This is a genomic window from Mesorhizobium sp. B2-3-12, assembly GCF_006442205.1.
Taxonomy (GTDB): Bacteria; Pseudomonadota; Alphaproteobacteria; order Rhizobiales; family Rhizobiaceae; genus Mesorhizobium.
Genome location: NZ_VFVR01000002.1, coordinates 35,345 through 51,206 on the forward strand (window position 1 = coordinate 35,345; position 15,862 = coordinate 51,206).

The window sequence follows — 15,862 nt, forward strand, 5'->3', positions numbered from 1 at the left end:
TTTGCATTCCGAACGACGAAAGCCCGGAGCGGCAGCTAAGGGCCGGGGCCGACAGGACAGAGGGGGGCGCCGTAGAGCACTCATCTCACGAAACTAGCCCACTAAACCTACTTGCTCATCACCGCCAGCCATTCGTCCACCCAGGCCTTGCGGTTGGCCGCGACTTCCTCTGGGCTGAACAGCAAGGTCTTGGTCGGCTTGACCAGCTTGTCGAAGGCCGGGTTGAGCGGCTTGTCGGCCTTGCCGGCCGGGAACATCCAGTTGGTCTCGGGGATGGCGTCCTGGAATTTCGGTCCGGTCATGAAGGCCATGAACTTTTCCGCCAGCGGATTCTTGGCTCCCGTGGTGGTGATGCCGGCGACCTCGATCTGCAGGTATTCGCCCTCTTCGAACGACGCGGCCTGGTAGCGCTCGGTATTCTCGGCGACCATGTGATAGGCCGGCGAGGTGGTGTAGGACAGCACCATCGGCGCCTCGCCCTTGGTGAACAGGCCATAGGCCTCGCTCCAGCCCGGCGTCACGGTCAAGACCTTGGTCTTGAGCTTGGCCCAGGCTTCCGGCGCCTTGTCGCCATAGACCGACTTCACCCAGAGCAGCAGGCCGAGGCCGGGCGTCGAGGTGCGCGGATCCTGGATGACGATCTTGTCGTCGGCGCTGCCCTCGACCAGGTCCTTCAGGCTTTTCGGCGGCGTCTTCAGCTTCTGCGTATCGTAGACGACGGCGAAATAGCCATAGTCAAAGGGGACAAAAGTATCGTCGCTCCAGCCGCCCGGCACATTGACATCGCTCACCGCGCCATGCGGCGCGAACAGGCCTGTGGCCTTGGCATCGGCGGTGAGATTGGTGTCGAGGCCGAGCACGATGTCGGCCTTGGTCGAGGCGCCTTCCAGCTTGACGCGGTTGAGCAGCGCGACGCCGTCGGCGACCGAGACGAACTCGACATCGCAGCCGCATTCGGCCTCGAATGCCTTTTTCACCACGGGACCGGGACCCCAGTCGGCGGTGAAGCTCTCATAGGTGTAGACGGTGAGCTTGTCCTTGGCCAAGGCCGGCCCGGACAAGGCCACTGCAGTGGCTGCGATGAGAGAATATAAAAGCGTGCGCATCGGCGCCTCCTTCGTTTGCGTTGAAAGGAATTGAGGCGTCGGACTGTCCGAAACGTCTAATCCCTCCGCCGGTACAAACCGGATCAGGTTCAGCGGGTTGGCGAGACTGCCTCTCAGCCGGCCCGCGAAATTCGCGTCCGGCACCCCGTTAGAGCGCTTCGACACATAGGCCGGCCCGAAGACCCGCGCAAGTGGGAGTTTGCCGCCTTCCGTTTCCCGTGCCGGGCTGGTAAGGCGACGGGATATGAGCACATTCACCATCCTGCTTGGCGGCGATCTCATCCGCACGCCCCGGCTCGACCGCCAGGTCGAAGGCTCGCGCGTCATCGCCGCCGACGCCGGCATCGGCCATGCCCGGGTGCTGGGCCTTGTCCCGGAATTGTGGGTGGGCGATTTCGATTCGGTTCCGGCCGATCTACCTGCTGACCTCGCCGCCGTACCCCGCCAGACCTTCCCGGCGGAAAAGGACAAGACCGACGGCGAACTGGCGATCGCGGCCGCACTCGGGCACGGGGCGACCCGTCTCGTGCTGGCGGGCGCTTTCGGCGGCAAGCGCGCCGATCACGCCTTCCTGCATCTGGCGCTTGGCCTGCGGTTGGCCGAGGCCGGAACGGATGTGCTTTTGACCAGCGGCGCCCAGGAGGCTGTCCCCTTGCTCAACGGCAGGACGAGCTTCGATTATGCCGACAGCACGCTGTTTTCCATTCTGGGCTTTTCCGAACTCTCCGGTCTGACCGTCACCGGCGCCAAATGGCCACTCGACAAGGTCGAGGTGGCTTTCGGTTCGTCGCTGACCATTTCCAACGAGGTCAAGTTCGACAAGACCGGGGGCCGCCTCGACATAGCGCTCGGCAACGGCCGCGCACTGCTGCTCGCCCATCCCTATCCACTGCCTGAAAGCTGACATGGCCCCGCCTCTTCTCAATCTCGACGGGATAAGACTGACTTTTGGCGGCACGCCGCTGCTCGACGGCGCCGCCTTGAGCGCGGCGGCCGGCGACAAGATCGCGCTGGTTGGCCGCAACGGGTCGGGCAAATCGACGCTGCTCAAGATCGCCGCCGGCCTGATCGAACCGCAGGACGGCGAGGTGTTCCGCCAACCTTCGGCGACGGTGCGCTATCTGCCGCAAATGCCCGACATGGACGGCTTCGCCAATGTGCGGGCCTATGTCGAAGCCGGGCTCGGGCCGGCCGACGATCCCTACCGCGCCAGCTACCTGATGGAACATCTCGGCCTGTCGGGCGAGGAGCGGCCTGGCGACCTCTCCGGTGGCGAGGCCAGGCGCGCCGCCCTGGCTCGCGTCATGGCGCCGGAGCCCGACATTCTGCTGCTTGATGAGCCGACTAATCACCTCGATCTCTCGGTGATCGAATGGCTGGAAGAGGAACTCGTCCGCACGTCCTCGGCGCTGATCGTCATCTCGCACGACCGCCGCTTCCTGGAGCGCGTGTCGCGCGCCACCGTCTGGCTCGACCGTGGCCAAACCCGTCGGCTGGACAAGGGTTTTGGCCATTTCGAGGAATGGCGTGACCTGGTGCTGGAAGAAGAAGAGCGCGAACAGCACAAGCTCGGCCGCCAGATCGTGCGCGAGGAACACTGGCTGCGCTATGGCGTGACGGCACGGCGCAAGCGCAACATGCGACGCCTCGGCGAACTGCAGACCATGCGCCAGCGGTTTCGCGGTCATCGCGGCGCCGAAGGCAGCGCGACCATGGTCGCCAGCGACGCCGCCGAGTCCGGCAAGCTGGTGATCGAAGCGAAGAACATCGAGAAGAGCTTTGGCGACCTCACCGTGGTCAAGGGCTTCTCGACCCGCATCCAGCGAGGCGACCGCGTCGGTCTGGTCGGGCCAAATGGTGCTGGCAAGACGACGCTTCTGAAGATGCTGACCGGCGAATCGGCGCCGGATGCCGGCTCGGTGCGGCTCGGCACCAATCTGGAGATCGCCACGCTCGACCAGAAGCGCGAGGCGGTCGACCCGCAGGAGACGCTGGCGCAATACCTGACCGACGGGCGCGGCGAGAACCTCGTCATCAATGGCGAGCAGCGCCATGTCGTCTCCTACATGAAGGACTTCCTGTTCAAGCCGGAGCAGGCGCGCACGCCGGTGCGCGAACTGTCCGGCGGCGAGCGGGCGCGGCTGATCCTGGCGCGCGTGCTGGCGCGCCCGGCGAACCTTCTGGTGCTCGATGAGCCGACCAACGATCTCGACATGGAGACACTGGAACTGCTGCAGGAACTGGTCGCCGGGTTCGCCGGCACCGTCATCCTGGTCAGCCACGACCGCGATTTCCTCGACCGCACCGTCACCAGCATCATCGCGCCTGACGGCGGCGGCCGCTGGGTCGAATATGCCGGTGGCTATTCCGACATGCTGGCGCAACGCGGCGGCACCCGGCTCGACGACCGCAAGGCGCGCGCCAAGTCCGAAACCAGCGATGCGCCCACTGCCAAGGCTGAACCCGCCGCACAAAAGGGGCCGTCCAAAAAATTGTCGTTCAAGCAGAAATTCGCGCTGGACTCGCTTCCCAAGAAGATCGAGGCGGTGACCGCGTCGATCTCGCGCCTGGAGAACAACATCGCCGATCCGGCCTATTACGAGCGCGATCCGGTCTCGTTCCAGAAAACCATCGCCGCCCTCGACAAGGAGCGCGCCACCTTGGCGGCGCTCGAGGAAGAGTGGCTGGAGCTGGAGATGCTGCGGGAAGAGATGGAAGGGTGAAGAGCGTTCGGCCGTAGGTCGATCGCGATCGACAACGATCTTTCGCTTGAAGCCACAAACGGCGAAAGCTTGAACGCCCGAAAGGCTGGGAGCCAGCGAAGGCCCGACGCTCCGTTCGCAGCCAGAGTTGACTGATTATTGCCTCCGCACCGGAATGCGCATACATTATGCGCATGTTGCGGAGGCTATTATGCGTAAGATTGCCCTGAATGCGATCCGCCAACCGGCAAATCTGTCGATCGACTCTAACCTCATGAGGGAAGCCAAGGGGCTTGATGTGAATGTCTCGCGCGCCGCGGAAGCCGGTATCGCGGAAGCGGTGGCGGCCGAAAAAACGCGGCTATGGAAGCTTGAGAACCGTGCCACGATGGAGTCGTGGAACGACTACATCGACAAAAACGGAATCCCGTTGGAAGAGTACCGGCAGTTCTGATGCCCCGCTATGATGTCTTCGCCGGTCGCGTCGAAGGCAACTATTTGCTCGACGTTCAATCCGATCTGCTCGACAATTTCAGGACGCGCGTGGTCGTCCCGCTTCTGCCGGTCGCAACGGTGCCGCCGCCGATGCGAAAGCTTCATCCGATCTTTGACATCAACGGCCGGAAGCTGGTTATGGCGACACACCTGATTGCTACCGTTCCGGCAAGCGAATTGGGTGAAAGTCGGCTGAACTTGACGAAACATCACGATGACATCGTCGCCGCGCTCGACATGCTGTTCCAGGGCTTCTGATCGAAGGCGGCCGTTACGCCGTCTGCTCAACCCGCCGTCTTCGCCTGCCAGGCCTTGATCGCCTCGTCGAACACTTTCTCGCCGGGAATGCCCTTTTCCATGGTCAGCAGCGCCCGCCGTCCGGTCTTGTAGACGACCGGCACGTCGATCCAGTCCTGGCCGCGCAACAGGGTCATATTGGCGTCTTCGTCGGCCTTGGTGTCGTTGAGCGCGACGAGGAAGAAACCGTCGGCGATCTTGGCCGGAATGCCGATCAAGGGGCTGCCGGCGTCCTGTTCCGAACTCTTCATGGCGACGCGCAATATGTTGTCGACGCCGCCGCCCTCGAAGCCGTCGGGCGTCAGGAAGATCATCTCGATAATGTGGCTGGCCGGCAAGGTCTGGTCGGTGTTGCGGCGGATGGTCATGCGCAGCTGGATGTCCTTGCCGGGAATGGTCGCCTCGGCGCGGATCGCCGGCTCTGGCGGCAGGTCGCCGCCGGGCGATTCCTGCACCAACGACCAGACGATGTTGCCGGGTTCGGCCGAACCTTGGGCGGTGCTGGTGCGCTCCTCATAGAAGATTGCCTTCTGGCCGACCGGAACCGAGGCTGGAGCCACGGCCGGAGCCGCCGGCGTGGCACCTGCCGGCGCGGGCGGCGGTGTGGCGGCCGCATCGGCCGGTGCCGCGGGCGCGGCTCCGGCGGCGGGCGGTGTCGCCGGCGTGGCGCCTGGCGCGGACGTGGTCGCGGTCGGCGTGCCTGCCGCGGGCGTATCGGCCGGTGCCGGAACCGCCGGCGCCGCGGTGGCCGGCGCATTCGTTGCCGTTGGCGGCGTCGTCAGCGCGGCGACGGATTCACCCTCGCCTATGCCGCTTTGTCCACCGGCCGGGCCGGGATCGGTTTCGCCACCCTCGGGCGTCAGCCGCTGCGTGAATTTCGTGCCTTCGGCACCCGCGGGCGCCGGTGGCGTCGCCGCCGCATCGGTCGCGGGCTTGGCCGGCGCCGGTTTCACCGGTTCGACCTTGGCGACAACCTTGCTGTCGCCCAGGCCCAGCATCTTGCCGAAGGCGTCCTTGTTCAGCCAGATACCGTAACCACCGCCGGCAACGACCAGCAGCGCGACGGCGGCGGCGATCAACCCGCCATAGCCGCGCTTGCGTTCGGCCGGGCGCAAACGCTCGAAAGTGTCGGTGCCCGCCGGTCTTTCGTCATTGGCAAAGACGTCGTCCTGGTCGTCCTCCCGATCCGTTTCCATCCCCGCCAAGGGCTTCTCCGAAAAGTCCGGAACGGGCTGCACCGGCGTCGGCCTTTGCCAGCCCGGTTCGGCCTTGGCGGCTGGAGCGGGACGGTAGGGTTCGGGGTTCGCCACGGGCTGCGCCGGCTTGTACGGCTCCGGCCTGGCCGGGGCAGGGGCGGGCCGATACGGAGACGGCGCGGGAATGGCGGCAGCCTCCGCCTTCACTGGCTGCTTAGTGTGGTTCGACTGGTTCTTGTTACGGTCGATGGAGGAAAAGATGTGCTCCAGCTCCGCGAGCGGATCCGTTTCCGGCACAGTCTTGGCATAGTCCCGTTCGACGCCTGCGATGGCGTCCTCCAGCGAGCGTTTCTGCCTGTCTATGGCCTCGGGAGCCATCGGCGGCGAATATTCCGCAAGCTTCTTGGCCAGCATGGAACGAACGCTGCTATAGATGCGCGCACGCTTCTCGGGCGTCTCGTCGCCGTGCTTCTCGAAGGCGTTTTTCAGAACAGCAACGAAATCTGCCATGCTTCAGTCGACCTGTATTTTGCTTCCGCGCCGGCCCCCGCAAATCAGCCGCGATGCCCGGAAAGGCTTCAGAAACTAGTCTTGAAACGGATCGGTCACAAGTATCGTGTCGTCCCGTTCCGGACTGGTGGAAAGGAGTGCCACCGGCGCGCCGATCAGCTCCTCGATGTATCGGACATACTTGACCGCCTGCGCCGGCAGATCGTTCCAGCTGCGTGCGCCGGCGGTGGTGCCTTTCCAGCCTTCCAGCGTCTCGTAGATGGGTTCCACGCGGGCCTGCGCGCCCTGGCTTGCCGGCAGGTAGTCGATCGTCTCGCCATCGAGCCTGTAGCCGGTACAGACCTTGATCTCGTCCAGCCCGTCGAGCACGTCGAGCTTGGTCAGCGCGATGCCCTTGATGCCGTTGACGGCGACAGCTTGGCGCACCAGCACCGCGTCGAACCAGCCGCAGCGGCGCTTGCGCCCGGTGACGACGCCGAATTCATGGCCGCGCGTGCCGAGGAACTCGCCGATCTCGTTCTTCTGCTCGGTCGGGAACGGGCCTTCGCCGACGCGCGTTGTATAGGCCTTGGTTATTCCCAGGACATAGCCGACGGTCCCGGGGCCGACACCGGAGCCGGCGGCGGCCTGGCCGGCGACCGTGTTCGACGAGGTGACGAACGGATAGGTGCCGTGGTCGATGTCGAGCAGCGTGCCTTGCGCGCCCTCGAATAGGATGCGCTCGCCGGCGCGGCGTTTGTCGTCTAGCACCTTCCAGACGCGGTCCATATAGGGCAGGATCTCATTCGCGACCGTGGTCAATTCCTGCATAATCGCATCATGCGTGACTTCGTCATGGCCAAGCCCGCGACGCAGCGCATTGTGGTGCGTCAGCAGCCTGTCGACCTTCAAGGGAAGCGTTTCCAAATCCGCCAGATCCATCACCCGCACCGCGCGCCGACCCACCTTGTCCTCATAGGCCGGACCAATGCCCCGGCGGGTCGTGCCAATCTTTGTTCCGGAATTTGAAGCGGCATCCTCGCGGAACCCGTCCAGCTCCCGGTGTACGGACAGGATAAGCGCCGTGTTTTCGGCTATTTTCAGGCGATCCGGCGTCACGTCCACGCCCTGCGCTTTGAGTTTTTGCACTTCGGCGACGAAAGCATGCGGATCGAAGACCACGCCATTGCCGATGATGGACAGCTTGCCTTCCCGCACGACGCCCGAAGGCAAGAGCGAAAGCTTGTAGACCTTGCCGTCGACGACCAGCGTGTGGCCGGCATTGTGGCCGCCCTGGAAACGCACCACGACATCGGCGCGCTCCGACAGCCAGTCGACGATCTTGCCCTTGCCCTCGTCGCCCCACTGCGAGCCGACGACCACCACATTGGCCATGTTTCTTTTCCCTTGAGACGCCGCAGCGCGGCTTGGATATGGTTCGAAACGACAGGCCTCTATAGCGTCAAGACCTCGCGAGTGCGACCTTTCTTTGGCGCCGAAAATGCCCTGAGGCACAACAATTTTCGGCTTTGACATCATTTACTTGGGCCGACGGGGGCAATAGGCCGGCAAACACCGCGGCCCATGCCGCGGCCGGAAGCCCACGATGCATCGAAGCGCCTACATGTTCCTGTTGCTCACCACCTTGTTGTGGGGCGGCAATTCTGTGGCCGGCAAGCTGGCGGTCGGCCACGTCTCGCCGATGACGCTCGTCTTTCTGCGCTGGATGCTGGCCGTGGCGATCCTGCTGCCGATCGGCTGGCGCACGATCCAGGAGGATTGGCCTGCCGTGCGCAGGCACTGGCTGGTTCTGGCTGCGCTGGGCGCCAGCGGCTTCACGCTGTTCAACACGATCTTCTACACCGCGCTCAATTACACCACCGCGATCAATGTCTCGATCGAACAGGCGGCGATGCCGATCCTGATCATGACCGCCAATTTCATTTTCTTCCGCCTGCGCGTGAACTGGGCGCAGATCGCCGGCGTGGTGCTGACTATCCTCGGCGTCATCCTGACGGCCTGTCATGGCGATCCGCGCCGGCTGCTGACGCTGGAGCTCAATTTCGGCGACGCCATCATGCTGGTCGCGGTCGTCCTCTACAGCGGCTATTCGGTCGGATTGCGGCTGAAGCCGGCGATGCGCTGGCAGAGCCTGATGCTGGCCATGTCCTTCGCGGCACTCATCACCTCGCTGCCCTTTTTCCTGTGGGAAGCCGCCGCCGGCAAGGTGATCGTGCCCGATGCGCGCGGCTGGGCTGTCATCGTCTACACGGCGATCGGCGCCTCGGTGATCTCGCAGATAACCTATATCAGGGGCAACGAGTTGATCGGCGCCAACCGCGCCGGCCTGTTCATCAACCTGGTGCCGATCTTCGGCACGCTGCTTTCGGTGCTGATCGTCGGCGAGACGTTCCAGCTCTATCAGGCGCTGGCGCTGGTTCTCGTGCTGGGCGGCATCGGGCTCGCCGAATACAGCGGGCGCAGGACCTCCCGCCTCTGACGGCGCGCCGAAATTACGGTACCAATTCCTTGCGCACCGCCGCGATATCTTCGGACGAGACCGCCGGAGCGGAATTGCCCCAGCTGCCGCGCACATAGGTCAGCACGTCGGCGATTTCCTGGTCCTTCAGCCGCCATGCCAGCGAGGGCATCGAAGGCGTCGTCGGCGCGCCGGCCGTGTGCACCGCCTGGCTTCCGGCGAGAACGACGCGGGCTAGCGTTTCGGGATTGCCTTGGGCGACGATGGAATTGCCGGCCAGCGTCGGGAACAACGCCCCGGCCCCGGCGCCATCACCGCCATGGCAGGCTGAACAATTGTCGTGGTAGATCGCCTCGCCGGCCACCATCCGCGCCGCGTCGGGTTTGGGCGCCTGCGCATTGCCGGTGTCCGACCCGAGGCTCTTGAGATAGACGGCGACGGCCTTGAGATCGGGATCCGTCATCTTCGAGGTCGAGTTCTCGATCGCCTCGGCCATCGGACCGGACGCGATCGAATGCGCGTTGACGCCGGCCTTGAGGTAAGCGACCACATCCTCTTGCGACCATCTGCCAAGGCCGGATTGTGCATTGTTGGTGATGTCGGGAGCGAACCAGCCCTGCAGCGACGCCCCTTGCAGGAAGCTGGAGTCCTGATCGGCGCCCAGGAAGGATTTGGGCGTGTGGCAGGTGCCGCAGTGCCCGGCGCCCTGGACGATATAGGCGCCGCGATTCCACTCCGCCGACTTGGAGGGATCGGCCTCGAAGCTTGCCTCGGTGAAGTTCAGCAGGTTCCAGCCCCACATCGACAGCCGGATGTTCAGTGGAAACGGCAACTGGTTGACCTCGACCTTGTTCGAGACCGGCTCGACCGTGGTGAGGTATGCCCAGAGGTCGGAAATGTCCTGCTCGGTCATCCTGGTATAGGCGGGGTAGGGCATGGCGGGATAGAGCCGCACGCCATCGTGGCCGACGCCGGTCTTCATCATGTTGCGGAAATCGATCTCTGACCAATTGCCGATGCCCGTCTCGTGGTCCGGCGTTATGTTGGGCGGCACCAGCGCGCCGAAAGGCGTTTCGAGCGGCAGGCCACCGGCCAACGGCTTGCCGCCCGGCCTCGTATGACAGCCCGCGCAATCGCCGAGCACGGCCTGGTATTGGCCGCGGATGATCTGGTCGGCCTGGTCGGCGGCAAGTGCCGGCGTGATCGCCAGCAGGGCCGCGCTGGCGTAGAGTGACGCTGCGAGCGCTTTCATGCCTGCACCAGCGGCGCGCCGGGATTGCGCAGATACTGGTTGCGGATGGCGTCAGCAGCGCGATAGGCGAGCGCGCCGACCGTTCCCGTCGGATTCTTGCCGGCATTCTGCGGAAAGGCCGAGGCGCCGATGACGAAGACGTTGGGCACATCCCAGCTTTGCAGGAAGCTGTTGACCGCGCTCTTCTTCGGGTCCGTTCCCATGATGGCGCCGCCGGTATTGTGGGTGCTTTGATAGGGGACGCTGTCCCAGCCCTTCTTGCGGCGGCCGACATTGTACTGCTTGCCGCCAAGCGTCTTGGCGATCTCCTCCATCCGGTCGCAGAGATAGTTCGACATCCTGATATCGTTGTCTGGAAAATCGAAGGTCATGCGCATCAGCGGCCGGCCGAAGCGATCCTTGTAGGTCGGGTCGAGGTCGAGATAGTTGGTGCGCGTCGCGTAGCTGCTGCCCTGCGAGGAGAAGCCGAGCGTGCTTTTGTAGCCCGCGACGGTCGCCTTCTTCCAGGCGCTGCCCCATTTCGGCGTGCCGGGCAGCGTCGGCCTTGTCCCGATCGGACGTCCATTGGTGGGGATGCAGTTGATGCCCGCGCCGCCGACGAAATCGAGCCCGCCATGATCGAAGGCGTCGCCATTATAGTCGTCGATCGTCTGGCCGAGCGCGCCCGCGGCAATGAACGGATTGAAGTTCTTGTCATCGAAGAACACCTGCACGCCGGCATTGGTCTGGTAGCAATAATTGCGCCCGACCGTGCCCTCGCCGGTGACGGGATCGTAGATCTTGCCGATGCCCGACAGCATCATCAGCCGGGCATTGTGCAGGCCGTAGGCGCACAGCAGCACGAGATCGGCCGGCTGGAAGAATTCCTGTCCCGACGTATCGACATAGGTGACACCCCGCGCGGACTTGCCGCCGGCGGCGAGATCGACATGCAGCACCTCGCTGTCGGTCCGGACCTCGAAATTGGCCTTCTTCATCAGGACCGGGAGGATGGTGGTCTGGGCGCTAGACTTGGAATAGTTGGCGCAGCCGAAACGCTCGCAGAATCCACAATAGGTACACTGCCCCATGGTGATGCCGAGCGGATTGACATAGGTCCGCGACATGTTGGCCGACGGTGTCGGGAACGGGTGCAATCCCATGGACCGGCCGGCATTGGCGAACAGGGTCGGCGCGTAGGTCATCTCCATCGGCGGGTTCGGATAATCCCGGGACCGCGGATCCTCGAACGGGTTGCCGCCTTCCTGTATCTGCCCCTTGATGTTGCCGGCCTTGCCCGAGATGCCCGCCAGATATTCGAACTGGTCGTAATAGGGCTCCATCTCGGTGCCGGTCACGCCCCAGTCCTCGACCTGGAGATCGGCGATCCGCGCCGCGCCATACCTCTTGGTCAGGTTGGTCTTGATCTGGAAATCCGAATCCCAGAACCGCCAGGTGTGGCCGTTCCAATGGACGCCTGCGCCGCCGACGCCATTGCCGGGCAGGAACGAGCCGAAATCGCGCATCGGCAGCGCCGTCTGCGAGGTGTCGTTGCGCATCGTCAGAGTTTCGACGGCGGGCTGCAGGAACAGGTCGCGCCGCACGCTGTAGCGCAGTTCGTCCTGAGCGTAGCCGATGTTGAAATCGGTTGCCGTGTCGCGCCAGGGGCCACGCTCGATGGCCAGCACGTCCAGGCCCTGATCGGTCAGTTCATGCGCAAGGATGGATCCAGTCCAGCCGAGGCCAACGATCACAACGTCCTTGCGGGGCAGTATCGTCGTCATGGTCAGCTCCTTTTCACGAGCCATTCCGGGCTGCCCTCGATGGAGACGGGCGGCCTCGGATAGGGCTGATTGTGCTTGCTGACGTGGTCCCGGTAGTCATAGCGCGCGCCGGGAAAACCGAGCATGCGCCACGAGACCATGTCCTTGTTTCCGCCATAGACCGGATCGGCGAAGAACCCTTCCATGGTGTTCTGCAGCAGAAGCCCGAAGAAGCCGGCGGCCTTGACGCCACCGGGCAATTCGACCTTTCCGGCTTCCATGGCGGTCAGGAACGCATCCTGGTCGGCCGGCTGGAGCTCGACGAATGTCTTGCCGTCGCGCTGCTTCAGGAAAGCGTCGATGGCGGCAAGGCCCGAGCGATAGCGTTGGGCCGGGTTCGCCTCGCCCTGATATCCCTGCGTGGGCAATCCCGGCAGGAACGGTCCTTTCGTGTAGAGCCGGCTCGACGTTCCGAACGCGCCCGTCAACTGACGGTCTATATAGACGGCGCAGCCAGCCTCCTTGCCGCCCATCGACAGGTCGTCGGCGGGAATGATGCGGTCGACGATGGCTTCGACCAGGGCGGCTTCCTGCGGCGTGAAGAACTGCCAGCCGCCTGACACGACCTGCACCGGCGGATCGGACGACAGCGGCGCCCAAGGCAGCGAGCCCGACAAGGATCGGGCAAAGCTTGCCGATGTTGCCGTGACCGTAAACATCGCAACCGAAGACATAAAAAGACGCCGGCTCAGGCGGACAGTATTATAACGATCCATCGAAGGCACTCCGACAGTAACAGACACGCGCCACGGAACACGCACAAATCATGACCAAACTAGTTGGGTTTAAGTCATGCCTATCCATTGGAGTCAGCGTGCGGAAAGAAACCGCCATCGTCAAGCAGATCACGAAATCGTTAGATTAGGCCAAGCCGTCTGCTTATCGCCGTCCGCTAATGTACTGGCGACTAAACGATATAATCTTATTCGATGGAGGCAAAGGGGACCGTCGGCCGCCGCTCCGGCGATAGCCGAATTGACCGGGATACGACAGGCCAACCATCCGTTGCGCGCGGCGTCTGGCTGCGACGGCGCAATCCGCCGGATGGTGTCGGCGCTGATGGAAACGCCCCGCTTGCATGCCTGCAAACGGGGCGTCGTAAATGGTATCGCTTGTCGCCCGTGATAGGTGCGGGGATTAGATCCCGCCGACGTCGAACTGCAGCCGCTTTGCCGAGTCGATCGACTTGTGGTCGCGCACCTGCGCCAGCACCTTTTCCGGGAACGGCGCGTCGAGATAGAGCAGCGCGATGGCGTCGCCGCCCGGCCGGTTGCGGCCAAGCTGGAAGTTGGCGATGTTGACATCGTTCTCGCCGCACACCGTGCCGAGCAGGCCGATGATGCCGGGCGCATCGGCGTTGGTCGTATACAACATGTGCTGGCCGACTTCGGCGTCGAGATTGATGCCCTTGATCTGGATGAAGCGCGGCTTGCCGTCGGAGAAGCAGGTGCCGGCGATCGAGCGGGTCATATGCTCGGTCTTGACGGTCAGCTTGATATAGCCGTCGAACACGCCCGACTTGTCGCGCTTGACCTCGGCGACGATGATGCCGCGCTCCTTCACCATGATCGGCGCCGAGACCATGTTGACGTCGGCGACCTGCGGGCGGATCAGTCCGGCAAGCGCGGCACTGATCAGCGCGCGCGTGTTCATCGTCGCGGTCGAACCATCGAACAGAATCTCGACCTCGCTGATCGGATCGTCGGTGACCTGGCCGACAAAGGCGCCCAGCACTTCGGCGAGCTTCACGAACGGCTTCAGCCGCGGCGCTTCTTCCGCCGTGATCGACGGCATGTTGATGGCGTTGGAGACCGCGCCCTTGATCAGGTAGTCGGCCATCTGCTCGGCGACCTGCAGCGCGACATTCTCCTGCGCCTCCGCCGTCGAGGCGCCAAGATGTGGTGTCGCCACCACGTTCTCCATGCCGAACAGCGCATTCTGCTCGGCCGGCTCGACCTCGAACACGTCGATGCCGGCGCCCGCCACCTTGCCGCTCTTCAGCGCCGCGACGAGGTCGGCCTCGACCACCAGCCCGCCGCGAGCGCAATTGATGATGCGCACGCCCTTCTTCATCTTGGCGATCGCCGCCGCGTCGATGATGTTGCGCGTCTTGTCGGTCAGCGGCGTGTGGAGCGTGATGAAGTCCGCACGGGCGAAGAGTTCGTCCAGTTCGACCTTGTCGACGCCGAGTTCCTCGGCGCGCTTGTCCGACAGGAACGGGTCGAAGGCGACGACATGCATCTTCAGCCCGACGCCGCGTGTGGCGACGATCGAACCGATATTGCCGCAGCCGATGACGCCCAAGGTCTTGCCGGTGATCTCGACGCCCATGAAGCGGTTCTTCTCCCATTTGCCGGCATGGGTCGAAGCATTGGCTTCCGGGATCTGGCGGGCGAGCGCGAAGATCATCGCCACCGCGTGTTCGGCCGTCGTGATCGAATTGCCGAAGGGCGTGTTCATCACGATGATGCCCTTTCGGCTCGCCGCCGGGATATCGACATTGTCGACGCCGATGCCGGCGCGGCCGATGACCTTGAGATTGGTTGCGGCGTTGATCAGCTTCTCGGTGACCTTGGTCGCCGAGCGGATGGCGAGCCCATCATACTGGCCGATCACTTCGGCGAGCTTTTCCTTGTCCTTGCCGAGATCGGGCAGATAGTCGACCTCGACGCCGCGATCCTTGAAGATCTGCACGGCGGTGGGTGAGAGTTTGTCTGAGACGAGAACGCGGGGCGCCATGGCGGCCTCCTTGAAAATGGGATTGGTCCGGAAATGGGCGGCCCGCGAGCCGCCACAGGATTCTCAGGCAGCCGCTTTCAGCGACGCCTTCTGGCTGGCAAAAGCCCAGTCGAGCCAGGGCAGCAGCGCCTCGAGATCGGAGGTCTCGACGGTTGCGCCGCACCAGATGCGCAATCCCGGTGGGGCGTCGCGGTAGGAACCGATGTCGTAGGCGACGCCTTCCTTGTCGAGCGTCGAGACAAGCCCCTTGGCGAACGCCGCCTGCCCGTCGGCGTCGAGCGCCGCGATATACGGGTCGCTGAAGGACAGGCAGACCGACGTGTTCGAGCGCGTCGCCGGCGCGGCGGCGAGATGGCCGAGCCAGGATGAGCTCTCCACGAACCGGTCGAGAACCGCGGCATTGGCATCCGCCCGGGCGACCAGCGCATCGAGCCCGCCGATCGACTTCGCCCAATTGAGCGCGTCGAGATAGTCCTCCACGCACAGCATCGACGGCGTGTTGATGGTTTCGCCCTTGAAGATGCCCTCGATCAGCTTGCCGCCCGAGGTCAGGCGGAAGATTTTCGGCAGCGGCCATGCGGGCTTGTAGCTCTCCAGCCGTGCGACGGCACGTGGGCTGAGGATCAGCATGCCATGCGCGCCCTCGCCGCCCAGCACCTTCTGCCAGGAGAAGGTCACGACATCGAGCTTCTCGAAATCGAGCCTCTGCGCGAAGGCGGCCGACGTCGCATCGCAGATGGTCAGGCCCTTGCGGTCCGCCGGGATGAAATCGCCGTCCGGCACGCGCACGCCCGAGGTCGTGCCGTTCCAGGTGAAGACCACGTCGCGGTCGAAATCGATCTTGGCCAGATCGGGCAGCGCGCCATAGCCGGCCTCGATCTTTCTGGTATCGGCGAGTTTCAGCTGCTTGACCACATCGGTGACCCAGCCGGAGCCGAAGCTTTCCCAGGCGACCATGTCGACGCCGCGCTCGCCGAGCAGCGACCACAGCGCCATCTCGACAGCACCTGTGTCCGAGGCCGGCACGATGCCGATGCGGTAGTCCTGGGGAACGTTGAGAATCTCGCGCGTCAGCTCGATCGCCTGCTCGAGCTTGGTCTTGCCGATCTTGGCGCGGTGGGAACGGCCAAGCGCGGCGGATTTCAGCGCCTCGACCGACCAGCCGGGGCGTTTTGCGCAGGGACCTGAGGAAAAATTGGGATTTGCCGGACGGAGTCCGGGCTTCGCATGCGTCGTCATCGTGGTCTATCCTTCCAGATAGTGGCCCCTCGTTGGGGAGGGGTGGCCCACGGACGGCGATATGCG

At 64.1% G+C, this 15,862-nt stretch carries 13 protein-coding genes and 1 riboswitch; of the genes, 5 read left to right on the forward strand and 8 right to left on the reverse strand.

Going from position 1 to position 15,862, the window contains the following annotated elements; all coding sequences use genetic code 11:
* Positions 1-107: 107 nt before the first annotated feature.
* A complete protein-coding gene (thiB, locus tag FJ948_RS05380) occupies positions 108-1,106 on the reverse strand; it encodes a thiamine ABC transporter substrate binding subunit (RefSeq protein WP_140702323.1) in 999 nt (332 codons plus the stop codon).
* 43 nt (positions 1,107-1,149) lie between these two features.
* Positions 1,150-1,264, reverse strand: a riboswitch (TPP riboswitch).
* Positions 1,265-1,350: 86 nt separating this feature from the next.
* Between thiB and FJ948_RS05385 the strand changes: the two genes are divergently transcribed.
* The 4 genes from FJ948_RS05385 to FJ948_RS05400 all read left to right on the forward strand — a co-directional run bounded on the left by FJ948_RS05385 (position 1,351) and on the right by FJ948_RS05400 (position 4,561).
* Positions 1,351-2,010 (forward strand): thiamine diphosphokinase, encoded by a 660-nt coding sequence (locus FJ948_RS05385; protein WP_140702325.1) that lies wholly within the window; start codon positions 1,351-1,353, stop codon positions 2,008-2,010.
* Between the two features lies 1 nt (position 2,011).
* Entirely contained in the window at positions 2,012-3,829 is a 1,818-nt protein-coding gene (locus FJ948_RS05390) for an ABC-F family ATP-binding cassette domain-containing protein (RefSeq protein ID WP_140702327.1), read from the forward strand.
* 190 nt (positions 3,830-4,019) lie between these two features.
* On the forward strand, positions 4,020-4,262 hold the full coding sequence (locus FJ948_RS05395) for a type II toxin-antitoxin system CcdA family antitoxin (RefSeq protein WP_140702328.1): 243 nt from the start codon (positions 4,020-4,022) through the stop codon (positions 4,260-4,262).
* Entirely contained in the window at positions 4,262-4,561 is a 300-nt protein-coding gene (locus FJ948_RS05400; RefSeq protein ID WP_140702330.1) for a CcdB family protein, read from the forward strand. The genes FJ948_RS05395 and FJ948_RS05400 overlap by 1 nt, the downstream gene beginning before the upstream one ends.
* 26 nt (positions 4,562-4,587) lie before the next feature.
* Here FJ948_RS05400 and FJ948_RS05405 read toward each other — a convergent pair whose 3' ends face one another.
* Both FJ948_RS05405 and FJ948_RS05410 read right to left on the reverse strand, forming a co-directional pair.
* Complete coding sequence (locus FJ948_RS05405) at positions 4,588-6,306, reverse strand: hypothetical protein (protein WP_140702332.1); 1,719 nt, start codon at positions 6,304-6,306, stop codon at positions 4,588-4,590.
* Between the two features lie 75 nt (positions 6,307-6,381).
* Positions 6,382-7,680, reverse strand: a complete 1,299-nt coding sequence (locus FJ948_RS05410) for an adenylosuccinate synthase (RefSeq protein ID WP_140702334.1) — start codon at positions 7,678-7,680, stop codon at positions 6,382-6,384.
* Between the two features lie 211 nt (positions 7,681-7,891).
* Here FJ948_RS05410 and FJ948_RS05415 point away from each other — a divergent pair, with 211 nt between their 5' ends.
* Positions 7,892-8,785, forward strand: coding sequence for a DMT family transporter (locus FJ948_RS05415; RefSeq protein ID WP_140702336.1), 894 nt, complete (start codon positions 7,892-7,894; stop codon positions 8,783-8,785).
* A 13-nt stretch (positions 8,786-8,798) separates the two neighbouring features.
* Here the strand turns inward: FJ948_RS05415 and FJ948_RS05420 are convergent, their stop codons facing one another.
* From FJ948_RS05420 to FJ948_RS05440, 5 genes are all read right to left on the reverse strand, one after another.
* Positions 8,799-10,016, reverse strand: a complete 1,218-nt coding sequence (locus FJ948_RS05420) for a cytochrome c (protein WP_140702338.1) — start codon at positions 10,014-10,016, stop codon at positions 8,799-8,801.
* Positions 10,013-11,779, reverse strand: coding sequence for a GMC family oxidoreductase (locus tag FJ948_RS05425; protein WP_140702340.1), 1,767 nt, complete (start codon positions 11,777-11,779; stop codon positions 10,013-10,015). The genes FJ948_RS05420 and FJ948_RS05425 overlap by 4 nt, the downstream gene beginning before the upstream one ends.
* A gap of 2 nt (positions 11,780-11,781) precedes the next feature.
* The gene (locus FJ948_RS05430; RefSeq protein WP_348642959.1) at positions 11,782-12,492 is read right to left on the reverse strand and encodes a gluconate 2-dehydrogenase subunit 3 family protein; all 711 of its coding nucleotides are present in this window, start codon (positions 12,490-12,492) and stop codon (positions 11,782-11,784) included.
* Positions 12,493-12,955: 463 nt separating this feature from the next.
* Positions 12,956-14,557 carry a phosphoglycerate dehydrogenase gene (serA, locus tag FJ948_RS05435; protein ID WP_140702342.1) on the reverse strand — a complete coding sequence of 534 codons (1,602 nt, stop codon included), beginning with the start codon at positions 14,555-14,557 and terminating at the stop codon, positions 12,956-12,958.
* A 63-nt stretch (positions 14,558-14,620) separates the two neighbouring features.
* Positions 14,621-15,796: a phosphoserine transaminase gene (locus FJ948_RS05440; RefSeq protein ID WP_140702344.1), complete on the reverse strand. Its 1,176-nt coding sequence runs from the start codon at positions 15,794-15,796 to the stop codon at positions 14,621-14,623.
* Positions 15,797-15,862 lie beyond the last annotated feature (66 nt).